At 67.2% G+C, this 24,519-nt stretch carries 21 protein-coding genes and 1 pseudogene; 12 read left to right on the top strand and 10 right to left on the bottom strand.

The features are described 5' to 3' along the window. Window positions 1–172 precede the first annotated feature (172 nt). Window positions 173–1,561, top strand: a complete 1,389-nt coding sequence (locus tag ASD37_RS09980; RefSeq protein WP_056550792.1) for a hypothetical protein — start codon at window positions 173–175, stop codon at window positions 1,559–1,561. Window positions 1,562–1,821: 260 nt separating this feature from the next. Next, window positions 1,822–3,159: a hypothetical protein gene (locus ASD37_RS09975; protein WP_056550791.1), complete on the top strand. Its 1,338-nt coding sequence runs from the start codon at window positions 1,822–1,824 to the stop codon at window positions 3,157–3,159. Window positions 3,160–3,257: 98 nt separating this feature from the next. On the opposite strand, the gene ASD37_RS09970 is transcribed toward ASD37_RS09975, so the two are convergent. Then, the gene (locus ASD37_RS09970) at window positions 3,258–3,848 is read right to left on the bottom strand and encodes a TetR/AcrR family transcriptional regulator (RefSeq protein ID WP_056550790.1); all 591 of its coding nucleotides are present in this window, start codon (window positions 3,846–3,848) and stop codon (window positions 3,258–3,260) included. A gap of 128 nt (window positions 3,849–3,976) precedes the next feature. Between ASD37_RS09970 and ASD37_RS09965 the strand changes: the two genes are divergently transcribed. Both ASD37_RS09965 and ASD37_RS09960 read left to right on the top strand, forming a co-directional pair. Next, complete coding sequence (locus ASD37_RS09965; RefSeq protein WP_056550789.1) at window positions 3,977–5,479, top strand: APC family permease; 1,503 nt, start codon at window positions 3,977–3,979, stop codon at window positions 5,477–5,479. Continuing rightward, window positions 5,479–6,441 carry a carbon-nitrogen hydrolase family protein gene (locus ASD37_RS09960; protein WP_082570056.1) on the top strand — a complete coding sequence of 321 codons (963 nt, stop codon included), beginning with the start codon at window positions 5,479–5,481 and terminating at the stop codon, window positions 6,439–6,441. The genes ASD37_RS09965 and ASD37_RS09960 overlap by 1 nt, the downstream gene beginning before the upstream one ends. Here the strand turns inward: ASD37_RS09960 and ASD37_RS09955 are convergent. Then, on the bottom strand, window positions 6,336–8,057 hold the full coding sequence (locus ASD37_RS09955) for an amidohydrolase family protein (RefSeq protein ID WP_056550788.1): 1,722 nt from the start codon (window positions 8,055–8,057) through the stop codon (window positions 6,336–6,338). The two genes, ASD37_RS09960 and ASD37_RS09955, sit on opposite strands and share 106 nt — an antisense overlap. A gap of 47 nt (window positions 8,058–8,104) precedes the next feature. Between ASD37_RS09955 and ASD37_RS09950 the strand changes: the two genes are divergently transcribed. From ASD37_RS09950 to ASD37_RS09925, 6 genes are all read left to right on the top strand, one after another. Continuing rightward, complete coding sequence (locus ASD37_RS09950) at window positions 8,105–8,488, top strand: VOC family protein (protein WP_056551041.1); 384 nt, start codon at window positions 8,105–8,107, stop codon at window positions 8,486–8,488. A gap of 29 nt (window positions 8,489–8,517) precedes the next feature. Then, complete coding sequence (locus tag ASD37_RS09945) at window positions 8,518–9,042, top strand: mycothiol transferase (protein ID WP_056550787.1); 525 nt, start codon at window positions 8,518–8,520, stop codon at window positions 9,040–9,042. Continuing rightward, a complete protein-coding gene (locus ASD37_RS09940) occupies window positions 9,039–9,617 on the top strand; it encodes a hypothetical protein (RefSeq protein ID WP_056550786.1) in 579 nt (192 codons plus the stop codon). Before ASD37_RS09945 ends, ASD37_RS09940 begins: the two co-directional genes overlap by 4 nt. A gap of 9 nt (window positions 9,618–9,626) precedes the next feature. Further along, window positions 9,627–11,138: an aldehyde dehydrogenase family protein gene (locus tag ASD37_RS09935; RefSeq protein WP_056550785.1), complete on the top strand. Its 1,512-nt coding sequence runs from the start codon at window positions 9,627–9,629 to the stop codon at window positions 11,136–11,138. Between the two features lie 69 nt (window positions 11,139–11,207). Next, entirely contained in the window at window positions 11,208–12,074 is an 867-nt protein-coding gene (ppk2, locus tag ASD37_RS09930) for a polyphosphate kinase 2 (protein WP_056550784.1), read from the top strand. A gap of 32 nt (window positions 12,075–12,106) precedes the next feature. Beyond that, complete coding sequence (locus ASD37_RS09925; protein ID WP_056550783.1) at window positions 12,107–12,961, top strand: hypothetical protein; 855 nt, start codon at window positions 12,107–12,109, stop codon at window positions 12,959–12,961. On the opposite strand, the gene ASD37_RS09920 is transcribed toward ASD37_RS09925, so the two are convergent. The 8 genes and pseudogenes from ASD37_RS09920 to ASD37_RS09890 form a co-directional block, all read right to left on the bottom strand. Further along, complete coding sequence (locus ASD37_RS09920; RefSeq protein ID WP_056550782.1) at window positions 12,958–15,552, bottom strand: LuxR C-terminal-related transcriptional regulator; 2,595 nt, start codon at window positions 15,550–15,552, stop codon at window positions 12,958–12,960. The genes ASD37_RS09925 and ASD37_RS09920 overlap by 4 nt on opposite strands. A 113-nt stretch (window positions 15,553–15,665) precedes the next feature. Beyond that, window positions 15,666–16,769, bottom strand: coding sequence for a catalase family protein (locus ASD37_RS31975; RefSeq protein WP_200959862.1), 1,104 nt, complete (start codon window positions 16,767–16,769; stop codon window positions 15,666–15,668). A 24-nt stretch (window positions 16,770–16,793) separates the two neighbouring features. Beyond that, window positions 16,794–18,572: pseudogene (locus ASD37_RS31970) on the bottom strand (peroxidase family protein); the annotation flags it as partial. A 100-nt stretch (window positions 18,573–18,672) separates the two neighbouring features. After that, window positions 18,673–18,987 (bottom strand): hypothetical protein, encoded by a 315-nt coding sequence (locus ASD37_RS09910; protein ID WP_056550781.1) that lies wholly within the window; start codon window positions 18,985–18,987, stop codon window positions 18,673–18,675. Between the two features lie 30 nt (window positions 18,988–19,017). Then, entirely contained in the window at window positions 19,018–19,254 is a 237-nt protein-coding gene (locus ASD37_RS09905) for an anti-sigma factor (protein ID WP_200959824.1), read from the bottom strand. Continuing rightward, on the bottom strand, window positions 19,251–19,886 hold the full coding sequence (locus ASD37_RS09900; protein ID WP_056550780.1) for an RNA polymerase sigma factor: 636 nt from the start codon (window positions 19,884–19,886) through the stop codon (window positions 19,251–19,253). Before ASD37_RS09900 ends, ASD37_RS09905 begins: the two co-directional genes overlap by 4 nt. Before the next feature lie 28 nt (window positions 19,887–19,914). Continuing rightward, window positions 19,915–20,388, bottom strand: coding sequence for a YkgB family protein (locus tag ASD37_RS09895; protein WP_056550779.1), 474 nt, complete (start codon window positions 20,386–20,388; stop codon window positions 19,915–19,917). Between the two features lie 65 nt (window positions 20,389–20,453). Beyond that, entirely contained in the window at window positions 20,454–22,478 is a 2,025-nt protein-coding gene (locus ASD37_RS09890; RefSeq protein ID WP_056550778.1) for a prolyl oligopeptidase family protein, read from the bottom strand. A 64-nt stretch (window positions 22,479–22,542) separates the two neighbouring features. On the opposite strand from ASD37_RS09890, the gene ASD37_RS09885 reads away from it, so the two are divergent. Both ASD37_RS09885 and lpdA read left to right on the top strand, forming a co-directional pair. Then, window positions 22,543–23,070, top strand: a complete 528-nt coding sequence (locus tag ASD37_RS09885) for a DUF779 domain-containing protein (protein ID WP_056550777.1) — start codon at window positions 22,543–22,545, stop codon at window positions 23,068–23,070. Window positions 23,071–23,115: 45 nt separating this feature from the next. After that, window positions 23,116–24,510, top strand: coding sequence for a dihydrolipoyl dehydrogenase (lpdA, locus tag ASD37_RS09880; RefSeq protein ID WP_056550776.1), 1,395 nt, complete (start codon window positions 23,116–23,118; stop codon window positions 24,508–24,510). Window positions 24,511–24,519 lie beyond the last annotated feature (9 nt).

Here is a 24,519-nt window from a genome sequence, read left to right as displayed (position 1 = left end):
TGGCCACCGTTGCGCGCGCGATGATTCAAACTCCTCGGGAAGTTCCGGACGCACCGGCTATTTACGAGAACGTCAATCAAACGGCGCAGGCGTCATATACTCCCGTCGGCGGCAGGGTGCCGCCAACTTGCGGTGTGGGGCCGCGCCTGACCTTTTCCGGGGGATATTCGTCGTGAACGCATCCAGTCGTCCGTTGCCTACCAAGCTTGCCGCCGCGTTTCTGACAGCGGGCGTGATCTCCACCGGCGCGCTGGTCGCTCCTCACACCGCACCGTTGCCGGCCGTCTCGGTCGACGTGGCCAACGCATCGGTCGTCACCGACACGCTGCACCGCCTCGGTGACGTCGTCGCCGGAGCGGCGTACGGCTACAGGGTCATTCAGGAAGCTGGTGCGTCACTGCCATTCGACGTGACTGCTGCGTTGACCATCGCCGCGCAAAACCCGACGCTGGCGCCGAGCCTGCTGAGCTGGCTGGTCAACCGATACGCCAACCCGTCGGTGGATTACCAGACATGGACCTACCCGATGGGTCTGAAGGTCGGCGGTATCGGAGTGGTCGTGAATGCGCTGTCGCACCTGTTGGGCCCGGCGGGCGCCGATCTTGGGTTGATAACCAACTCCGTCAACGCGATCGCCGACGCGATCAACGGGGTGCTGAGCGGCGTGCTACCCGACTCGACGGCTGGCATCAATGCGACGGACGCGTTCTGGACGACGGATGTTGGCAAGTCGATCAAGGCCGCCAATCTCGCCGTCACCGCGCCGGTTTTGGCGATTTACCACACTGTCCACTACCTCGGATACCTGCCGGCCCATCTCGAGGCGACGTTCGAATCGGCGCTCCGGGATCCCTCCGAACTGCCCGGTCTGGTGAGCACCCTCATCGTCGGACTGATGGCGAGCCACGGCCTCGTCGGGCATTTGATTGACACCTTCACCGACCCGGTGGCAGCGCTCCCGGGTCCGATCGGAGCGCTGGGCGAGGCCGTGTCCGAGTCGTTGAAGAACACCATCGACACTCTGCTGTCGGGATTGCCCCCGCTGGTTCTGCCGACGCCGTTCATCAGGGAGGCCTCCGAGATGGGCAGGGTCGCGAAGACGACCGTCGCGGACACGACCGCCGAGCGGCAGGTGACCTCGATTCCGGACCCGACGGTGACGCTCGACAACGTCGTGACGCTTAATACGCCTGAGCCGGTGGACAATCCGGTGGCATCCTCGAGTGAGGATTCGCAACTTCCGAACGCGGGCGGCACGACGACCGGGCTCGTCAAGACCAACGACTCGGGGCCGCTGACCAACGTGGTGCGGGACTCCGTGAAGGTGAAGCCCGGTGATACCTTCGCAGGTGCGGGCGGCACCGTGACGGGGTCCGACCCAGAGCCCGGGACCGTCACCACCGGCGCTGGCACCGTCACCACCGGTACCGACTCCGCTCCGGGTGGGACGACCGCGCCGAGCGATCCGCAGCAGAGTCCCGCGGGTGCCGGTGCGGGCACGGGCAACTCGACTGCCGGCGGCGCCGGCAACACAGGGGAGTCGTCGGAAAGCGCTGCCTGACCGGCGCGCCGACGTCGGCACGCCGTTTTCTGCGATGACCTCACCGGACGCCACGGTCGCGACGTAGCTGGCGGTGTGGTCGGGTCGACGACCGCCCGTCGCGCCCGAAAAGACAAGATCAAAAAAACTTGCAGGAACGTCAGAATTCGACTCGGAACCGTCTTACACTCCGGATGGCGGCAGGGGGCCGCCGGCTTGCGGTGTGGGGCCGCAAGTGATCTTTATCGGGGGAAACCAGCATGAATGCAACAGTTCGTCCTTTGCCAACCAAGCTTGCCGCCGCGTTCTTGGCCGCCGGCGTGATCTCGACCGGCGCCCTCGTTGCGCCGGACAAGGTGCCGCTGCCCGTCGTCTCAGCCGACGTGGCGAACGCGTCGGTGATCACCGACGCGCTGTACCGACTCGGCGACGTCGTCAACGGCGCGGCCTACGGTTACGCGATCACGCAAGACGCCGGTTCGTCGCTGCCGTTCGACGTGGCAACGGCCTTTACCATCGCCGCGCAGAACCCGACTCTGGCGCCAAGTCTGCTGAGTTGGTTGGTCAACCGGTACGCCAACCCGTCCTACGACTACGGATACCCCTCCGAGTCCGGGTACTTCACTTACCCGACGTATTTCCGGGAGTACTCGCTCGAGGTGATCGCGGGCGCGTTGCCGTTCCCATTGGGCCCGGCCGGCGCCAATCCGGGCCTGATCAACAGTGCCGCCAACGCGATTGGCCAGGCGGTCGGCGGATTCCTCAGCGGCGTGCTCCCCAACCCGGCGGGGGGTCTCGCTGCGACGGACGCGTTCTGGGCAACAGACATCGGCAAGACGATCGTCGCCGCCAACCTCGCCGTCACCGCGCCGGTATGGGCTTTTTACAGCACCGCCTTCTACCTCGGTTACCTACCGGCCGATCTCGAAGCGACGTTCGAATCGGCGATCCAGAATCCCACCGAGATACCGGGACTGCTGAGCAACCTCGTATACGACTTGGTGGCGTCCGACGGGCTCCTTGGTTCTCTGATCCAGGACCTGTCGGCGCCACTACGCGCGCTGCCCGGTCCGATCGGAGTGCTGGCCCAGAACGTCGTCGCCTCGTTGAACGCCGGCATCGACAACCTGTTGTCGGTTCTGCCTGCGCCGATCGAGCCGACACCATTCCCGTCGGCGACGTCCAATGTGAACAGGGTCGCGGACACCAGCGCCGAGCGGCAGGTGACCTCGATCCCGGACCCGTCGATCACGATGGACAACGTCGTAACGCTGAATACGCCTGTGAAGCTCGACAACCCGGTGGCGCCTTCGAGTGATTCACCACCGCCGAACGCGGGCGGCACGACCACCGGGCTCGTCAAGACCAACGACTCCGGACCGCAGCTCAACGTCGTGCGGGACTCCGTCAAGGTGACGCCCGGTGACACCTTCGCAGGTGTGACAACCGGAACCGGCACTGGCACTGGCACCGAAACGGAATCTGCCACGACGGTCGACGAGACCGTTTCGGGAGCCACCACCGCGTCACCTGCCGCGGCGAATGATCCGTCGGATGCCGCTGCGGGAGAGAATGTTTCGCCTTCTTCAGGTGCCGGCGACCCGGGCGCCGCTGCCTAACACCAGCGCGACGAGCCCGGCCTCCTCGGGGGCCGGGCTCGCTCGGGCCGGCACCCCGTAGTCTGCGAACCAACGTGCCGGCCCTGAGCGGTCGGTGGTCAGATGTCACAGCCCGTGACCGCGCGGGCATAGGAGTGCAGGCACAGCTTTACCTCGTCTCGGCCGCGGCGCCCGGACAACACCTCCATCTGGTAGCCGTCCTCCATGGCGACGACGTTGCCTGCGAGCAGCCGCGGGGGATCGCTCAGGGTGAAGTGCCCTTGGGTCTCGCCGAGAGTGAAAATTGCGCTGTAGACCGCGATCTGGCGTTCGGAGAGAGACGAGTCCAACGCGGCGGCTTTGGGATCGCGCAATGAGCGTGGCCAGAATTCGAACAGCAACCGCACCAGTTCGTCATCGGGTCCCGTGGCCACTCCGTGGTCGATGCTGGCGCGCAGCCGGTCGCGCGCATCGGGGAACCGTTCGGCGACGCGTTCGCGTTCCTGGCTGAAGCGTTCGATCGCCTGCTTGTAGGTGTCGTATGTCAGCGCGTCCACGTCGCCGTAGTAAAGGACTGCCGCCGGAGTGACACCCGCCTGCTCGGCGATGTCGCGCAGGCGCACCCCCTCCAGGCCGCGTGTCAGCACGGCCCGCCGCACGGCATCTCCAAGCTCGACCCGACGGGCTTCCTGATCCTTCTTCCGTGCCACCGACAGTGTCCTTCGCCGCAGGATTCGTTATAACGAGATTCAAAGCATACCTGCCCAGCTCTTGACACCGAGATCGCGGTTTAGTTAAATCAAAATTTAACGAATACTTTGCTCGCAAGGAGCGCCAAATGTCCCTTCATCCGTCTGCCGCCCGCGCGGAATCCTCGTTGGACCCAACTGGTAAGGGTCTGCGCACCAATTCGGTCGGGCTGCTCGCCGTCGTGGCGCTGGGCCTGGCCTCGGTGGCGCCCGCCTACAGCATCGCGGTCACGCTCGGCTTCGTCGTCATGGTCGTCGGGCACCTTGCGCCCGCCGCCCTGCTGGTCGGCTTCATACCGATCCTGTTGACGGCGTTCGCGTTTCGCGAATTGAACAGCGAGATGCCAGACTGCGGCACCGTGTTCGTGTGGAACACCAGAGCCTTTGGCCCATATGCGGGCTGGCTGTCCGGTGGTTGGGTCGTGCAGGTTGCGACACTGATCGCGATGGCCGCACTCGCCCGCGTCGGTGCCGGCTACTTGCTAACGCTGTTCGGCTTGGATTCGTTGGCAGGCAACGACGTTGCGGTGATCGTCACCGCCGTGCTGATTCTCGCCGCCGTCACGGCGATTGCCTACCGTGGTCTTCAGATTGCCGCCGAAGTCCAGTATGTGCTGCTCGGTCTGCAGCTTGTCGCGCTGTTCGGTTTCGGGGCGGCGGCATTCCTCCGCCCTGGAGCCGAGACGCCCAGCCTGTCCTGGCTCAACCCGCTGGCGTTCGACGGCTTCGGCCCGTTCGCCGAAGCCGTGTTGCTGTGCTTGTTCATCTACTGGGGTTGGGATGCGCTCATCACGGTGAACGAGGAGACGAAGGACAGTGATCGGACCCCTGGCCGAGCAGCAGTGCTCTCAACCGTGCTCCTGCTGGGTACCTACCTGTTCACCGCCTTCGCGGCGATCAGTTTCGCGGGCACGGGAACCGACGGTCTTGGCCTCGGCAACGCTGACAACGCAGCCGACGTGCTCAAGACACTCGGACCGCCGGTGCTTGGCGCCACGCTGGCGAAGGTCGTCGAACTGGCCATCTGCGTGTCGGCAATCTCGGCACTGCTCACCTGTGTGATCAGCAGCCCGCGCACCACGCTGTCGATGGGAAGCCACGGAGCACTTCCCAAGGCGTTCAGTCGAATTCACCCCAGGTTCCGCACCCCCGCCTTTGGCACGGTGTTCTTTGGTGCGGCCGCCGCGGTGCTGCTCACGGTGTTGGCGACGGTGTCCGACAACTTCCTCGGCGACGCCATCCTCTCGGTCGGGCTCCTCATCGCCTTCTACTACGGGGTCACCGGTATCGCCTGCGTCTGGTACTTCCGCCGCCGGTTGACGGCATCCGTGCGCGACCTGTTTCTACGGGGCATCCTGCCTGCCGTGGGCGGCCTCATCATGCTGGCCGCGTTCGGCCGCAGCGCGCACGACATGCTCTCGCCGACCTACGGCTCGACGTCGTTCCACGGCGTCGGCGGGGTCTTCCTGCTCGGTGTCGGCGCCATCGGCGTCGGGGTGGCGGCAATGCTCGTGGTGCGCACCCGATTTCCCGGCTTCTTCCACGGCGGACGCGAGGCCGTCACCAATCTGACCGTAACCGAGGACAACTGATGCGAACACTCACCATCGCCGCCATCCAGACCGCTCCGGTGGCATATGACACCGCGGCCAGCTGGGAGCGGTTCCGCGACCAGGTCCATGCTGTGCGCGACACCTTCCCCCACGTCGAGCTGGTCGTGGTGCCCGAGCTGATGCTCGCTGCGGAGGCTCCGCTGCTGAAGGCGCGCGCGGGGTGGATGCAGGAGGCGGCCGAGACCATCCCCGGACCCACCACCGACCGAATGTGCCAGCTGGCCAAGGAAACCGGACTGTGGCTGATACCCGGCACGCTCTACGAGCGTGGTGACGACGGCGACGTCTACAACACCGCGGTCGCCGTGTCCCCGCTCGGTGAGATCGCCGCGACCTACCGCAAGGTGTTCCCCTGGCAGCCGTACGAACAGACGACCCCCGGTGGCGAGTTCGTGGTCTTCGACATCCCCGGCGTTGGCCGGATCGGTCTCGCGATCTGTTACGACGGTTCGTTCCCCGAAACCTCAAGGCAACTGGCCTGGCTCGGTGCCGAGGTGATCATTCAGCCCACCTTGACGACGACGCGCGACCGCGAGATGGAAGTGGTCTGCGCCCGTGCCAACGCATGGACCAACCAGCTGTTCGTCGTGAACGTGAACGCGGCGGATCCCGCAGGTGTCGGAGGCAGCTGCATCGTCGATCCCGAAGGCACCGTGCGTCAATCGGCCGGGAGTGGCGAGGAGGTGTTGATCGACTGTCTGGATCTGGACACCGTGACCCGGGTACGGACTCACGGCTCCTTCGGGCTGAACCGGCCGTGGGATCAGCTCGCCCGTCACGGCGCGGACATCCACCTGCCGATGTATGGAGGGGCCATCTCGACCCCCGCGTGGCATCAGGCTGGTTCGGACTGTCTGCCTCGCACCAGCTTGCCCGGGCGCGCCGACGTCGGCACGCCGTTCTCCGCGATGACCTCGCCGGACACCACGGTCGCGACGTAACCGTCGGCGGTCTGGTCGAGTCGGCGACCACCAGCGGGCAGATCAGAGACGATCACCGGCTTGTGCAGTGTCAGCGCCATGTGGTCGACGACGTTGAGGTCTGCCTTGTAGCCGACGGCGATCCGGCCTCGGTCGTCGAGCCCCGCGACCCTGGCCGGCGCCGACGTCAACTCGCGCACTGCTTCGGCCACCGTCAGTCGGCCCGACGGACGGTCCCTGGCCCAGTGGGCCAGCATGTAGGTGGGAAAGCTTGCGTCGCAGATCATTCCGTAGTGCGCACCGCCGTCACCCAGGCCAAGCACGACGTCGTCGCGCTTCATCAGCTCGGCAACGGTGTCCAGTGAGCCGTCGCGAAAGTTGGCAAGGGTGATCAGCAGCATGGCGTGCCCGTCGTCGTCGAGCACCCGGTCGTAGGCCTCTTCGAGCGGGCTGACGCCACGGGCCCGCGCGCGTGACGCGATGCTGTCGGCGCGGTCGGGCTCGTAGTTGGGCGGCTCGCCGAGCGGGAACATCCACTCCCAGGCCTGCGCGGCGAACATCAGCGGATGCCCGTCGGATGCCGGCGTATCGGCCAGAATGCGTTCCCGCACTTCGGGTTTGCGCATCTCGGCGACCCGCTCGGCGAGAGGCAGTGGCGCCAGCTCGCGATAGCTGGGATAGAGGATGAACGGGTTGCCGGACAGTTCAAGGCCGATCACGAGGCCGATGGGTCGCGGAAAGACCTGCGCCGACACGTCACCACCGCCGGCGTTGGCCTTCTCGACCAGATCGAGGCCGTCGAGGAAGAACGGGTCGCCCGCGTTGCCGATCGCCAGCGTGAACGTCACCGGAAGACCGACGTCCGCCGCGACGCCGAACACCGTCTCCAGGGCAGGGCCGAAGTCCCCGGCGATCAGGTCGGGCACGAACTGGATCAGTCCCCCTCCGGCGTCCTTGAGGCCGCGGGCGATCGCCTCGATCTCGTCGCGTCCGGCGTTGAAACTCGGTATTGGCTGGCCACTTTCGCTCTTGTGCAGCGTCAACCGCGACGAGGCGAACCCGAGGGCTCCGACCTCGACGGCCTCGGCGGCGAGCGTGCGCAACTGGGCGAGGTCGTCGGCGGTGGCGGGCTCGCAGTCGACCCCGCGCTGCCCCATCACGTAGACCCGCAGCGGTGAATGGGGAAGAAGCGCGGCGACGTCGATGTCCCTGGGATGGCCGTCCAGTGCGTCGAGGAACTCGGGGAAGGTCTCCCACGTCCACGGCAGGCCATCGGTCATGACGACGCCAGGAATGTCCTCCACACCTGCCATCAGGTCGACGAGGGTGTCGTGGTCCTCCGCGCGGCACGGCGCGAAGCCGACGCCGCAGTTGCCCATCACGGCGGTGGTGACGCCGTGCGCCGAGGACGGCGTCATGCGGTCCGACCAGATCGCCTGGCCGTCGTAGTGAGTGTGAAGATCGACGAACCCGGGCGTGACGAGCAGGCCGGTCGCGTCGATCTCCCGCGTCGCGTCGCCGTCGACCGCGCCGATTGCGGCGATCACACCGTCGGACACCGCGACGTCGGCGACGAACGGCTCACCGCCCAGACCGTCGACGACCGTGCCGTTGCGGATGATCAAGTCGAAGCTCATTGGCCGAATCTACGGCGGTGTCGGTGGTTCGTGCCACGATGAAATCCATGATCGACCACTTCGGAATCGTGTGCGCCGACTACGAGAAGTCCACGTCGTTCTACGACGCGGTACTCGGGACGCTGGGCTACACCCGGCAGATGGAGTTCGGGCCTGCCATCGGTTACGGCCGTGGCGGCAAGCCGGACTTTTGGATCGAGGACGGCGCCGACCGGCAGGTGGGTGCCGCCATTCACTTCGCGTTTCAAGCCGCCGGCGTCGACGAGGTCGCGGCCTTCTACGACGCCGCGACGGCGCTTGGCGCGGAGTCCCTGCATGCGCCGCGCGTCTGGCCCGAGTACCACCCCGGGTACTTCGGCGCCTTCGTCAGGGACCCCGACGGCAACAACGTCGAGGCGGTGTTCCACGGGGCGCCGCCGGCGGACGGCTGACGTCACCGGTACCGGGTAGCGTCGCAACCATGTCTGATGCCGACATCTCCGTTGCCCGTGAGCTGCTGCGCGATTCGTTCACCCGGCTGGCCGAACACGTCGACGATCTGGTCGACGGATTGACCGACGAGGTCGCCTACTACCGGCCCACACCGAACGCCAACACCGTCGCCTGGCTGCTGTGGCACAGCGCCCGGGTGGTCGACGCCCAGCTCAGCGAGATTGCAGGCGCCGACCAGGTGTGGTTCCGCGACGACTGGGTGGGCAGGTTCGACCTGGACCTGCCGAAGGACGCGAGCGGCTACGGCCACGACGCCGACCAGGTCGCCAAGGTGCGCGCGTCGGCGGACTTGCTCGGCGGGTACTACCGAGCCGTGCACTCGATGGCCCTGTCGTACGTTGCCTCGGCCACCGCGAAGGATCTGGAGGCCGTCGTCGACAAGCGGTGGACGCCTGCGGTGACGGCAAGCGCGCGCATCGTCAGCATCATCGACGACTGCGCGCAGCACCTGGGTCAAGCCGCCTATGTCCGGGGTCTCGTCGGCGACGGATGACGCCCGCGCTGAAGTGGTGGCCGGCCGTCGGTCTTCCGCTGATGGTGGCGCTTGGGCTGGTGGTCGGCGACCGTTCGACGCGCGTCGACGACTGGTTCATCCGCAACGGGTGGAACGCGCACCCCGTTCTGGGCAAGCTGCTGTTCTTCACCGAACCACTACTGCTTCAACTCCTGTTGATCGCCGCCGTGGCGGTGGCGCTCTACCGGCGGCGCTGGCGGCTGGCCGCGGTGGCGGCGCTGACGCCCCTAGCGGGTGTCGTCGCGGTGCGAGTGCTCAAGCGTCTGTTCGGCCGCGAGCGTGAGGGCGCGCTTGCCTACCCGAGCGGGCACGTCACGGTGATGATGACGGTGCTCGGTGTGGTCGTCTTGGTGTGGGGGGTGCGACGGTGGTTGCTGCTGGCGGCTGCGGTGTTCGTCACGCTTGGCGCCGCAGGTCAGGCGCTCACGTACCACTACTTCACCGACGCGATCGGCGCCGTGCTTCTCGGCAGTTCCCTGGTGGTGCTGGCCGCCACGGCGGCCAAACTTGACGGGTGTCAACCCCGCTGCGATCTAGATCACAGCAACGGTTAGCATGAGGTCATGACAGCTACGCCCGAAGTCGACGCCGTTGCGAAGATCCTCAACCCCGCCACCGGTGCGGTCGCCGGCACGGTCCGCTGGTCGGACCCCGCCGACGTCGCCCGCGTCGCCGCCGGACTGCGCCAGTCGCAACGCGAATGGGAAGCCCGCGGCGCCGCCGGCCGCGCAAAGGTGATCGCCCGTTACGCCGTATGGCTCGGCGACCACCGCGAGGAGATCGAGTCGCTGCTGATCGCCGAAACCGGCAAGTCGGCAACCGACGCGGCGCAGGAAGTGCCGCTGCTGATCATGATCGCGTCGTACTACATCAAGATCATGGAGAAGGCGCTGGCGCCCGAGACCCGGCCTGCGTCGCTGCCGTTCCTCTCGGTCAAGAAGATCGCCGTGCACTACCGGCCGCGTCCGATCGTGGGGATCGTCGCGCCGTGGAACTACCCGGTCGCCAACATGCTGATGGACGGCATCGCCGCACTCGCCGCAGGGTGCGCGGTGCTGCTCAAGCCGTCCGAGCGCACCCCGCTGACCGCTGAACTGCTGCTGCGCGGCTGGCTGGACTCCGGCGCCCCCGAGGTGATGGCGGTCGTCCAGGGAGCGCGCGAGGCGGTCGAGGCCGTCGTCGACAACTCCGACTACATCCAGTTCACCGGCTCCAGTGCCACCGGCGCCAAGGTGATGGAGCGCGCCGCCCGCCGGCTCACCCCGGTCAGCCTGGAACTCGGCGGCAAGGATCCGATGATCGTGCTCGAGGACGCCGACGTCGACCTCGCCGCGCACGCCGCCGTCTGGGGCTCGATGTTCAACGCCGGTCAGACGTGTGTGTCGGTCGAGCGGGTCTACGTGCTCGAGCAGGTCTACGAGAAGTTCGTCGAGGCCGTCGTCCGTGACGTGAACAACTTGAAGATGGGCGCGGGGGAGGGCTTCGACTTCGGCGCGCTCATCGACGACAGCCAGGTGGACGTCACCGCGCGGCACGTCGACGACGCCCTGGCGAAGGGGGCACGGGCACTGACGGGTGGCAAGCGACCGACCGGGGTCGGCAGCTTCTACCCCCCCACGGTGCTGGTCGACGTCGACCACTCGATGGCCTGCATGACCGACGAGACGTTTGGTCCGACGCTGCCCATCATGAAGGTGGCCACCGTCGCCGAAGCGGTGCGGCTGGCCAACGACAGCCCGTACGGACTGAGCGCGGCGGTGTTCTCCCGCGACGTCGAAAGGGCCAAGGACGTTGCGCTGGAACTGGATTGCGGTGCCGTCAACATCAACGACGTGATCTCCAACCTGATGTGCACGACTGCCCCCATGGGCGGTTGGAAGACCTCGGGCATCGGCGTGCGCTTCGGCGGCGCGGAGGGCTTGCGCAAGTTCTGTCGCCAGGAGGCCATCGTCGCGCCGCGCACCAGTGCGGGCGCGGGCGGCAACTACTACAACAACTCGCTCAAGTCGACGAAGCGGATGAACGCGATGATGACGAAGTTCGCGCTGATCCGCCCGAAGCGCACGGCCAAGTAGCGGGGCGGCGGCACCTTCCGTTCACGTTGCCGTCACCCCCGATTAGGTCTGGGTCGCTACGTTGCGCCGGTGACCCTGGACGCCCATGCCCTCAACGGCTACACCGTGCGCGATGACGACGACGACGATCCGCAGCTGATCATTCAGCCCACCGGCGAAGTCGTCGACACCTGGCGTGAGAACTACCCGTACGACGAGCGCATGCGGCGTGAGGACTACGAGGAGCAGAAGAGGCTGCTGCAGATAGAACTGCTGAAGCTGCAGAAGTGGAGCCAGACCAACGGGCTCCGGCACGTCATCGTGTTCGAGGGGCGCGACGCCGCGGGCAAGGGCGGCACCATCAAGCGGTTCATGGAACACCTCAACCCGCGTGGTGCCCGCGTCGTGGCGTTGGAGAAGCCCACCGAACGCGAGACCACGCAGTGGTACTTCCAGCGGTACGTCAAGCACCTCCCGGCCGCGGGCGAGATCGTCCTGTTCGACCGGTCCTGGTACAACCGCGCCGGCGTCGAGCGCGTGATGGGCTACTGCACCGGCAAGCAGCACGCCGAGTTCATCAGGCAGGCGCCGCTGTTCGAGCAGATGCTCGTCAACGACGGCGTCAGCCTCACCAAGCTGTGGTTCTCCGTCACCCAGGCCGAGCAGCGCACGCGGTTCACCATCCGCCAGGTCGACCCGGTCCGGCAATGGAAGCTCTCGCCCACCGACCTCGCCTCGTTGGACAAGTGGGAGGACTACACCGCGGCCAAGGAGGACATGTTCGCCTGGACGGACACCGAGATGGCGCCGTGGACCGTGGTGAAGAGCAACGACAAGAAACGCGCCCGCATCAACGCGATGCGCTACGTCCTGGGTAAGTTCGACTACGACAACAAGGATCACGAGGTGGTCGGCCGCGCCGACCCGCTCATCGTGGGACGCGCGCTAGCCGACTGACCGGTCCGCGCGCCGGACGGAAGGACGCACGCATGCGGTTGCTCGCGGCCTTCCTGCTGTGGGTTCTCGCCACCGTGACCCTGGCCGTCGCGGTTCCTGCGACCTGGGCCCAGCACAACGTCGTCGACCGGGACGGCTACTCGGCGCTCGCCACGTCTGCCGCCAAGGATCCAGCGGTGCAGCAGGCGATGGCCGCCGCGCTGACCTCACAGCTGATGACGTTGTCCGCCAACGCCGGTTACTCGAGCGCCGACGTCAACGAGACGCTGCTGAACGGAGCGGCCAGGGCCTACACCAGCAGTGACGCGTTCCCCGGCCAGTTCGCACTGGCCAACCAGGTCGCACATCGCTGGCTGTTCACCGACTCCGTCGGCGTGTCCGACGCATCGGGGCGATGGGAGATCGACCTGTCACCGATGTTGGCGGACAGCTCATTTCAGCAGACCCTCGCCGACTTCGGTATCAAGGCGCCCGAGACGCTGCAGATACCACTGACCGAGAACGTCTCCCAATCGTTGCGCCCCGGCAAGTTCCGCGAGGTGGCGAAGTGGGGGCCGTGGGTGAGCGTCGGCACCGCCGTCCTGGCCGGCGTGTTCGCGCTGTTGACGTTGGCCGTGGCCAAGCGGCGAGGTAAGGCCCTTGGCGCCCTTGGTGTTTCGGGGCTCGTCGTGGGGGCCGCCGGTTGGGCCGGCATCGAGGTGGGCCGGCGGTACGTCGACGAGGGGCTCGCCGCCACCTCGGCCGACGTCAGGAACGTGGCCGGCGCGATGGTGGACCACGCGATCGGCAGCCTGCACCTGTGGCTGAACCTGACCATCGCCGCCGGCGCCGCGCTCGTGTTGTTCGGCGTGCTGGTGTCGATGCTCGGCGGATTGCGGCGCACCTAACCGTCGGGCCGGACGATCCTGCCCAACTCCTCGCGATCGGTGACGTCGAGTTTGATGCAGGCGCGGTAGATGTGACCCTCCACCGTGCGCACCGACACCACCAACCGGTCGGCGATCTCGCGGTTGGTCAACCCCGCCGCGACCATCGCGGCGATCTCGCGTTCCCGCGACGTCACCGGCAGCGGGGCGGCCGCGGCGCGGACGGCGGGGGTGACGGCACCGCCGCACTGCGCCGCGAGACGAAGCGCCCGCGCGGCGGACTCCGAGTTGCGGCGACGGTCACCGGCGCGATGGTGCACGGCCGCCGCCTGGGCGGCCGAATCTGCAGCGGACAACAGGAATCCGGCGTCCTCGAAGGCCGCGCTGACCGAGTCCAACGCCGCTCCGTCGGAGGTGGCAACGGCTGAGGCGTGCCGGGTGTACAGGTCGGCCAGCGGCCCGGCGATGCGGCTCTGAAGCGAGCGCAACCGTCCGGCGACTCCGCGGTCACCGAGCCGGGCGAGGTGGTGCAGCGCCTCACCCTCGACGGCGTACTGACCCACCCCGTGCGCCAATTCGGCTGCGGCCCTTGCCAAGTCCAGTGACGATCGTTCGGATCCCTCGGCGGCGGCCAGCCACGACCTGGCGATCAACGCCTGCGGCTCGTGGATCGCGACGCTCGGGCCGCCGTGCTCTGCCGCCTCGGCGAGGACGCGGGTGGCCCGCTCGACGTCGCCGAGCGCCGAATGGCACTTGACGAGCAACAGCCGAGCGGGCAGCCGCCACGGCAGCGAGGCTTCCGCCGCCAGCGCCGCGAGTGCCTGCTCGATTGCGCTGATGGCGTCGGGAAATCGCCCGCGGTAGGTGGCGACGACGCCAGCGGTGATCCTGGCGATCGCCCACCCCAGCCGCTGGCCCGACGACGAGAAGGTCGCGTAGTCCGCCGCCCGCTCGTCGGCCAGGTCGAGCTGGCCGACGGTGGTCAGTGCCAGCACGTCGCCGTAGCGCACCATCACCTTGATCATGCCGTCGGTGGACTTCAGCTGCGCCCGACTCGTCGCCGCGATCGGTTCGAACTCGTCACCGCGGCCAGCGACGGGCATGGCCAATCCCGCACTAAACGCGGCGAACTCGAACGCCTGCTTGGGTGCGTCGGGATCGGACAGCACCGCCTCGGCGATGGCCAGCCCCTCGTTGATTCTGTTCTCGTGGACGGCAAGTGCGGCCGACGTCGCCTGGACGACGAGGCGCAGCGCGGGGTGCTCGATCCGGTCGGCGAGGATACGCATCACCGAATGTGCTTCTGCGACAGCACCCATGGACCAGAACAGGATCGACACCCGCGGAATGCCCCACTGAACCAGCTCGAGTTCGTCGAGGCCGTCGGGATCGAACCCGGCCAGAATGGCATCGGCCTCGGCGGGGCGGCCCTGCCACATCAGTGCCCGCGACAGCACCTCCGCGGCTCTGAGCCCGCCGTCGTGCTCCAGTGCGGTGCGGGCGAGCTGCTCACCGAGCGGAATGTTGGACAGCGAAATGGCGTCCTTGGCGGCGGTGATCAACAGGTTCGTGTCCGGCACCTGATCGCTGCCGACGAAGAGCTGGGCCAGCTTGATTCGGGCGGCGGTGGTGTCGGCCGGGCGATCCCGCAACGCGGTGACGATGGTGCCGCGCAGCCGCCGGGCCGACGCCGTTCCGGTGCGCTGCCGGACGACCTCGCCGTACAGCGGGTGGCTGAAACGGGCGTTGAGCTGAACACCGTCGCGCGTGATCCGGATCAGTCCCTGCTCCTCGGCGGCGTCGACCGCCGCTTCGCCTGCCAGTGTGCACAGGGTGTCGATGTCGCATGGCTCGCACAGCGACAGCAGTTTCAGGGTCGTCATCACCTCGGCGGTGGCTCGGTCGAGGCGGTTGGCGAGCAGAGATGCCAGGCCAGAGGAAATGACGGTCGAGCCTCGGAGCTGCCAGACGCCGGACACCTCGGTCAACGTGCCTGCCTCGACCGCCCCCTCCACCAGGTGGCGCAGGAACAGCGGATTGCCACCCGAGGAGTTCCACATGACGTCGGCGCTGAGCCCTTCGAGACGACCACCGAGCACCGTCTCGACCAGGGCGACGCTTTGTTGCTTGGACAGCGGGGCGAGTTCGAAGCGCTTGAGGTAACCGTCCTTCCACAGCGACGTGACCGCGTCGGGGACGGGCTCACCGCTGCGAACCGTCGCGACGAACCGGGCGGCCCCCTCGACGGCGAGCTGGTGCACCAGGGTGGCCGACAGGTCGTCGAGAAGGTAGGCGTCGTCGACCCCGATGGTCGTGTTCGGTTGTCCGAGAAGCGATTCCCGGGCCGACGCGATCAATGCCAGTGGGTCACGCGAGCCCGAGGGGGGAACCTGATGGGCGAACACGCCGAGCGGGATGCTGCGGGCCGATTCGGTGCAGGCGATCCAGTGCACCTCTGAGGGCAACGTGGCGACCACGCTGCGGGCCAGGGTGGTCTTGCCGACGCCGGCTGGGCCGACGAGCACCACACCGCCACTGCCCGGGTCGGTGAGCGCACGGCTGATCGCGTCGAACTCGGCGGGGCGATCCAGCATCTGCCATTGGCGCCCCATGCACAGCGAGTCTAAGTGCCAGGTCTGCGGCGCGTCGCCTATTCAGCAGGTCGCGCCCTATGCCGCCGCGGCACTGAGATTGCCTGCGCCACCGATCATTTGCTGGGCGAAATTCAGTCGGGCAGTTCGGAGACGCTGGCCGGCTCGCGACGCTCGACGCCGTTGCGCGCATGCCGGAAATCGCTGGAGGCGTCGTAGACCAGCTTCTTGAGACGGTTGATCGAGCCCAGCGGACGGTGCGCGGCCAACCCTCGCCACGAGTTGAACGAAAGCACGTCGTCGCCGTACTCCCGCCGCTCCTTGGTATCCGGGTTCTGGGCGGGGAAGGTGAGCTTCGCGACGCCGCGGTGAGGCGAGAGTTCCTCTGGCCAGTCGACGGACGCGTCCTCGACGGGCATGGCGTCGAGGTCGGTGCACAGCTGAACCTGAAACTCATACTCGGCCCCGTCGGTGCGGAAGTAGTCCACCACCATGTCGCGGTGGGCGTCGTCGCCTGCCATGGGCGGAACCACTTCGTGCTGAAGTAATTTCACCGCCTCCGACAGCGGGACCACGGCGAATCTGGCGATGTAGTCGCCGTATTGCAACGCCGATGACGAGAAGTACGACTCCCCGAGCACCGGTGTGTTCGGCCTGGCGAACAGCTGCAGCGCCATGGGCAACTCCAGCCCGACGCGCGGCAGTATCCGGTTGCCGAGGAACGCGAAGATGCGGCTCGCGAACTGCAGCACGCCGTCGGGGGTGCGCGCCAGCAACTTCGCCAACGGCATGCCGCGCTTCAGGTAGGCCGCGGCGTCGGCGAACGGAAACTCGCGGTGTGTGACGAGGATGAAGTCCTGAACGGCGGTGTCGTCGTCGGGCAGGATCTTGGCGCCGGGGACGCCGACGACCTTGATTCCAAGACCCCTGATGCCCTTGGTCTGATCGCTGCGCATCGCTCCCGCAGTGCTCGACAACCGGGCCACGACGGGGTAGCTGGCCGGCTCGGCGAACAACCCCTGCCTGAGCTCGTCGGGAAGGTCGGAGTAGACCGTCAGTTCGCCGCGCAGCAGCCCGTGCCCCTTGGCGTGGGCGTCGCGGATGCCGTGGCGGTACTTCTTGAATGCCCACACGTTGTTGCCATGCAACGAGGCTGCGATCGCGTCGACCAACCCCGCCTCGTCGACGCCGGGTCGTTCCACATCCTCGCGGTAGCGCACGTAGGTGGGCTTGCTCATGGCTGCTCCGTCCTTGCGGACCGCCGGGGTCCACGGCGCAAAGGGATTCTTCACTCCCGCCAGCGCGGGCTCCAGTTCGGGGAAGTGGCGCAGCAGCACGGTGCGCATCGAGTTGTGGGCGATCCAGTCCATTCCGGCCGGCGTGTAGACCTCGGGCCGGAAGTCCCTGGTGAAGAAGCGGTCGCTTTCCAGTCGACGTGACGCCATCAGGATGAAGACGCGAAAGGCGGTGTCGCTGAACCCGAATCCCGGTGGCTTCGGCTCGGCGTACATGCCGACGATGAGGTCGACTCGTTCGACGTCGCCGTAGACCTCCTCGAGCTCGCGGGCCCACACCGGGTCGTCGGTAAGATCGGCGAAGGTGGCGGCCGGCTTGAGCCGGAACAGGCGACGAAACTCGTTGTAGCGCGGCACTCCTCGCTCGCGGACCCGGAGTACGTCCACCGCGGCGAGGTCGATCTTCTGGTCGCCACGGGCCATATTGGTGAGTTGCACGGGGTAGTTGTGCAACGTGATGGCGCCGGGGTGCGACCGCCCGAACGAGTAGAGCAGGTCGGCCATCGGCGTCTCGGCCAGCCGTTCGCGGACCTTCGTGAACTCGAGGTCGACGAGTTGGTGCTTGGCGAGCACGCGATCATCGGTCGCAGAACGGAATTCGTAGTCGTCGGGTAGCAGGGGATGCATGCGGTACACCGCCACGAACTCCTCGGTCAGGGAGTAGGGGACGTCGTGGTGGTCGGTGGGCGAGCCGGGGATGCCGGTAAAGACCTCGTTGTCGGTGAACCGGCGGACGAACGGGTTGAGCCGTTCCCCAAAGATGCCAAACCAGTTGGCGCGCATCGCAAATGTCGTCGTGGGATGGGAGATGATCGCAGGCGTCCAGTCGACCGTGTGGATCTTGGCCATCAGCGCCGCGTTGACCAGGCGGGCCCTGTCGTACAACTCCTGATCGGTCAGATGGGGATAGTGCCCGGCGAGGACGTCGCAGATCGCGTTGTGTTCGCGCATGAACAACGAGTGCAGCAGTGCCAGCCCGACCCAGAAGTTGCCGACCACGCCGGAGGGGTCGAGGGTCGCCTCCAGCGCGGCGGGCGGGAGGCCTAACTCGTCGACCTGCAGTTTGCCGTTCTCCAACGAGCGCAGCGCGTCAGCGAAGTCGGAAGAGCCGCCGTAGATTTGGGATCCGTCCCACCAGTGGGTGTCGTCGGTGACGAAGGTCGGCGGGCCGTGGGGATCGGCGTCGGGATCGGTCTTGGTCCGCTTGATCTCCATCTCGTGCTCGTTGCCGTTGTCGTCCTGCGTCGCGATCCGCCAGGGGTCGTCGTCCGCGGTCGGGTGGCTCAGCCAGTCATGGACTTCGAACTGGATCCAGGCCGCCGCCAGCAGGTTGAGCGTCGTGGCCGGCTGAAACTCCTTGCGGCGCAACAGGCTGCGGCTGACCACACTGGGGCTGGGACTCAGCAGCGCGTCGTCGTCCTCCCGGTGCACCTCGGCGAGGGGCACGTTGCGCCCGAATCGGCAGCCCTGGGCGCCCATCAGCGGGTCGACCAAGTCGTTGTAGGTGCCGTCGACGGTGCGGGCGGTGCGGTAGCGGCCGTCGTGGACCGGTGGCGGCGCCTTGCCCGGGTCACGCCCGGTGTCGTACAGATTCTCTGCGCGCAGTCGGTAACGCAGACCCACCAATACCGGGATGCCGAGCGCGGTGGGCAGTCGCGACCACCCGATCGTGGCGTCGACCCGCTCGGCGGCGCGGCCCAGCAGCTGAGCCGAACGTCGTCGCAGAGGAGGCCTGGCACCTGCCATTCTCGAACGCTACTGCCGCTGGCCCCGTCGTCGGAGACTTTTCGGCCGCGTCAAGGGTGGGCGGGGTGCAGGGCTCGGAAGGTAGTCCGTGACACGACGCTCACGGCAGGGGATCCGCACCGCGGTGCGACGGGTCGGCGGTCAGGATCCGACCGCCGATCTTGATGTTCGGGGTGCGGAAGTAGGCCCAGCCGCCCATCAGGACGACGGCCATCGCGGTGAACGCGATCGAGCTCTGCACGTCCGGCCAACCCGCGGCGAACAACACCGGAATCGCGACGATCGTCGCGCCCCAGTAGACGCGACGCTTCACCGCACGCTTCGGCAGCGCCGCGGTGTCCCACCCCGGAAGGAACATCCCGACGAGGAGGATCGCCAGACCGGCGAAGAACAGACTCAGCGACAGGGTGCTCACGCCGCCCAGCCTATTCGGGGCCGCGAACCGCTAGCGCCAGTCCCGGAAGGCGTCCATCAGCCGGCTGCGGAACGCCGGGTCGACGTCGTCGCCGGTCTTGCCGAGGGTGTCCACGGTGACCCGGAACTGCTGCAGGTAGTTGTCGCAGCCGTCGCAGTCCAGCAGGTGCAGGTCGAACCGAGCCCGGGTGTCGGGGTCCAGCGAGCCGTCGAGATAGGCCGTGACCAGTTCGACGAGGTCACGGCAGTCCATCGGTTCGGTGCTCATCGTGCATCCCCCAGGTAGTCCTCGAGCTGGGCCCGGACGACGGCCCTGCCCCGGTGCAGCAGCACCCGTTGGTTCGCGACGCTGATGTCCAGCAGTTGGCACACCTCGGCCGAATCGAAACCGAGCATGTCGCGCATGGTCACCACGACGCGTTGGCGTTCGGGCAGAACCTCGAGTGCGCGTCGCGTCACGGCCACCAACTCCGCGCCGAGAGCGGAGCCCTCGGGTGTCTCCGGGAACGGCGACGGCTCCTCGGTCTCGCGCCAATGCCCGGACCACTGTTCCCCGTCGGCACGGAACCGGGCGGGGTCGACGGTCCCGCCGGTGAACGCCGCGATCGCGACGTCGGCGTCGCGGCGTTCGCGGACGCCGCGACGCTTGGCGATGTTGATCATCACGGCAAAGAGCCACGTCCGCAGCGACGATCGTCCTTCGAAGGCGTCGATCCCCTTGAGCAGCGCGATCCAGGTCTCCTGAACCACTTCCTCGGCGATGGCGGCGTTGGGCACGTACCCCCGCGCGACACTCAACATCGACGCAGTGTGGCGGTCCACCAACTCGGCGAAGGCCACCTCGTCACGGGCCCGCAACGCCGTGATGAGGGTGGCTTCGTCGGGTGGCGCGCAGGTCATCTGACGGAGCGTAGCCGTTCATCCGGGCTCACCGCCGCCGTAGCGCGTCACTGAGCGTCCACACCGAGATCCCCAGCAGGGCTGCGTCCTTGATGAGGAACTGACCCGTCGAGCCCAGCATCGGGAAGCCACCTTCAGACGACTCGAACACACCCGGTGCGGTGAACAGGAAGCTCAGCGTGGCGACGAACAGCCCGACGGCGATCACGCTGCCGACGGCCGAAATCCTCGGCCACCACGGTCCGAGGGCCAGCAGCACCGCGGCCGCCACCTCCACCGCCCCGAGCAGCGCCGAGAACGCGGTCACCGAGAACACGTCGTAGACCCAGCTCATCAGGGGGCTGGTGGCGACCAGTGGCTCGATGCCCTTGGCCTCGTAGGTGGTGAACTTCATCAGCCCGATCCAGCCGATCACGACGACGAGGCCGTATCGGGCCAACAGCCCGCCGACCTGGTCGATCCTCGCCACGGCGGACGCACGCTGCTCGCTGATGGTGGTCATGACTTGTCCCTTCGACGAATTGCACTTCTTTCGATGAAGGGGAGTGTCGGGACCGACGTCGACCGTTACGCCGCGGGCGGCTCCTCGCCAAGCATGCGGTGCAGGAACTCGTAGATCAGCGCCGACCGAAACGCCGTCTGCGCGTTGTCCGCTGCGCCGGCATGCCCGCCCTCGACGTTCTCGTAGTAGCGCACCCGGTGCCCCGCCGCCTCGAGCGCGGCCGTCATCTTCCTGGCATGGCCGGGATGGACGCGGTCGTCGCGGGTGGAGGTCGTCATCAACAGGGCGGGGTAGTCCCGGTCGGCCGAGATGTTCTGATAGGGCGAGTATTCGCGGATGAAGGCCCAGTCGTCGGGATCGTCGGGATCGCCGTACTCGGCCACCCACGACGCCCCGGCCAGCAGCAGGTGGTAACGCTTCATGTCGAGAAGCGGCACGCTGCACACCAAGGCGCCGAACAACTCTGGGTACTTCGTCAGCATGATGCCCATGAGCAGGCCGCCGTTGCTGCCGCCCTGGGCGCCCAGCTGGTCGACGGTCGTGATGCCGCGCTTCACCAGATCGGCTGCGACGGCGGCGAAGTCCTCGTGCACCAGGTGCCTGCCCTCGCGCATCGCCTGGGTGTGCCACGTCGGCCCGTACTCTCCGCCGCCGCGAATGTTGGCCAGCACGTAGGTGCCGCCCCTCGACAGCCACAGCTTGCCGAGCACGCCCGCATAGCCGGGCGTGTTGGAGGACTCGAAGCCGCCGTACCCACCGAGCAACGTCTTTCCGGGTCCCGTCGAATCGCGGTGGCCTACGACGAAGTACGGGATCATCGTGCCGTCGGCGGACGCGACGAAGTGCTGCTGCACCTCGACGTCCGAGGCGTCGAAGAACGCCGGTGCGCTCTTGATCTCGGTGAGTTCGCCGCCGACGTGGCCCCACAGGAGCCGTGACGGACTGTCGAAACCGCTTGAATCCAAGAAGATTTCGTCACCGAGCTCGTCGGCGTCGACGATCACCGTCGTCGCGTTGGCAGGCAGGCCCGCGATCGGCTCGCGGTGCCACGAACCGGGGGTGACGACCTCGACGCGGGTGGCGACGTCGACGAGGGTGCCCAGAATCAGCCGGTCCCTTGTCCAGGTGAAGGTGTCGAGGCTGGTGTGCGCGTCCGGCTCGAAGACCACGTCCAACGCGACTGTGCCGGAGAGGTAGTCGTCGTACTTCGCGGCCAGCAGCGTGCCCGCCGGGTAGGTCGCCGTACCGACCGTCCACGGGGAGCGCGGCCGGATCAGCAGCCACTCCCGATGAATCGAGATCCTGGCGTCGGTGGGGACGTCGATCCGCACCAGCTCGCCGTCGCGAATCTCGAAGTACTCGTGGTTGAAGAAGTCGACCGACCGCGAGGCGATCAGCCGCTCGAACCCCGGTGTCGGGTCGAATCCCACGCCGACGCTGACGTCGGACGGGACGCCCTCGAACACCGTCTGCGCCTCGGTGAGCGGCTGGCCCCGTCGCCAACGCTTCATGACGCGCGGGTAGCCGGACTCCGTCAGGGAACCCGGGCCGAAGTCCGTTCCCACCAGGACGGTGTCGTGGTCCTCCCAGGAGATGCTGGTCTTCGCCTCGTCCACCGTGAAGCCGTCCACGACGAATTCCCGTGTGGTCAAGTCGAATTCGCGCACCACCGTGGCGTCGGACCCGCCTCGGGACAGTTCGACCAGCGCCAGGGTGTAGTCGGGTTCGATGACATCGGCGCCCGCCCAGACCCACTTCTCGCCGTCTTCGGCGGCCAACGCGTCGAGGTCGACGATGACGTCCCAGTCGGGATCGTCGGTCCGGTACTGCTCCAACGTGGTGCGCCGCCACAGCCCACGGGGGTGGGCGCCGTCGCGCCAGTAGTTGTAGAGGAAGTCGCCGCGCCGCCGCACGTAGGGGATGCGGGCATCGGTGTCGAGGATCTCGAGGGCCTCGCCGCGCATCTGCTCGAACCGCTCACCGCCGAGCTCGTCGAGCGTTGGCTCGTTGTGGCGTCGCACCCACTCGAGCGCGTCGTCACCGGTGATGTCCTCGAGCCAGAGCTGGGGGTCGTCGTCCACGTGGTCCATTGTGACCGTCGGCGTACTGTGAGCTGTGTAACACCTGGTCGACGGACCGTGAGAGGGGAAGACGATGGTGGACGTACCCAACCGCGCACTGATCACCGAGGCTGCGGCCGAATTGCTGCGCACGCTGCAAGGTCGTCACGGAGCGTTGATGTTCCACCAGTCCGGTGGGTGCTGCGACGGGTCGTCGCCGATGTGTTACCCCGACGGCGAGTTCCTGGTCGGCGACCGTGACGTGCTGCTCGGCACGCTCGACGTGGGCGACGCGGACGCGAGGAGCAAAGGGACGTTCGGCGTGCCGGTGTGGATATCGGGCAGCCAGTTCGAGGCGTGGAAGCACACCCAGCTGGTCATCGACGTGGTGCCCGGCCGTGGTGGCGGCTTCAGCCTCGAGACGCCGGAGGGCATGAGGTTCCTCAGCCGAGGGCGCGCATACACCGAGGAGGAGAACCGGTTGCTCGACGGCGATCCGCCGGTGACCGGATCGCGGTACGAACGTGGCGAGCGGCCGCGTGACGGTGGCACCCACGTCGTCGCGGAGGCGTCCGACGCCTGCCCGATTCCCGCGGCCCGCCCCGCGATCGCGCACAGCTGAAGCATCGACCGCAGACGGCGTAGCCGCGACCATTAGGCTGGGGTCGTGACTCACTATGACGTCGTCGTACTCGGTGCCGGTCCCGGCGGTTACGTGGCCGCCATTCGCGCTGCCCAGCTCGGCCTCAACACTGCCATCGTCGAGCCGAAGTACTGGGGTGGGGTGTGCCTCAACGTCGGCTGCATCCCGTCCAAGTCGCTGCTGCGCAACGCCGAGCTGGCGCACATCTTCACCAAGGAAGCCAAGACGTTCGGCATCAGTGGTGACGTGTCGTTCGACTACGGGTCGGCGTTCGACCGCAGCCGCAAGGTGGCCGACGGCCGCGTCGCCGGTGTGCACTTCCTGATGAAGAAGAACAAGATCACCGAGGTCCACGGCAAGGGAGCGTTCACCGACGCCAACACGCTGTCGGTCGAGCTCAACGACGGCGGCACCGAGACCCTGACCTTCGACAACGCCATCATCGCGACGGGCAGCCGCACCCGGCTGGTGCCAGGCACCGAACTGTCGGAGAACGTGGTCACCTACGAAGAGCAGATCATGGAGGGCGAACTGCCCAAGTCGATCGTGATCGCCGGTGCCGGCGCCATCGGCATGGAGTTCGGCTACGTCATGAGCAACTACGGCGTGGACGTCACCATCGTCGAGTTCCTGCCCCGCGCCCTGCCCAACGAGGACGCCGAGATCTCCAAGGAGATCGAGAAGCAGTTCAAGAAGCTGGGCGTCAAGATCAAGACCGGCACCAAGGTCGAGTCGATCACCGATGAAGGATCGTCGGTCAAGGTCGTCGTCAGCAAGGACGGCAAGACCGAGGAACTCGTCGCCGACAAGGTGATGCAGTCCATCGGCTTCGTTCCCAACGTCGAGACCATCGGCCTCGACAAGGCCGGCGTCGCGCTGAACGACCGCAAGGCCATCGAGATCGACGAGTACATGCACACCTCGGTCCCGCACATCTACGCCATCGGCGACGTCACGATGAAGCTGCAGCTCGCCCACGTCGCCGAGGCGCAGGGCGTCGTCGCGGCCGAAACCATCGCCGGCGCAGAGACATTGGCGTTGGGTGACTACCGCATGCTGCCGCGGGCCACGTTCTGCCAGCCGCAGGTCGCCAGCTTCGGGCTCACCGAGCAGCAGGCCCGCGACGAGGGGTACGACATAAAGGTCGCGAAGTTCCCGTTCACCGCGAACGGCAAGGCGCACGGCCTCGGCGAACCGGGCGGCTTCGTCAAGATCATCGCCGACGCGAAGTACGGCGAACTGCTCGGCGGACACCTCATCGGACACGACGTGTCCGAACTTCTGCCCGAGCTCACCCTCGCCCAGAAGTGGGACCTCACGGTCAACGAGCTCACCCGCAACGTCCACACCCACCCAACGTTGTCGGAGGCGCTGCAGGAGTGCTTCCACGGCCTTGCCGGCCACATGATCAACTTCTGAGCGACGACA

This window comes from Mycobacterium sp. Root135, from assembly GCF_001426545.1.
Taxonomy (GTDB): domain Bacteria; phylum Actinomycetota; class Actinomycetes; order Mycobacteriales; family Mycobacteriaceae; genus Mycobacterium.
The sequence above is the reverse complement of the archived record's forward strand: the minus strand, read 5'-3'. Positions and strand labels throughout refer to the sequence as shown.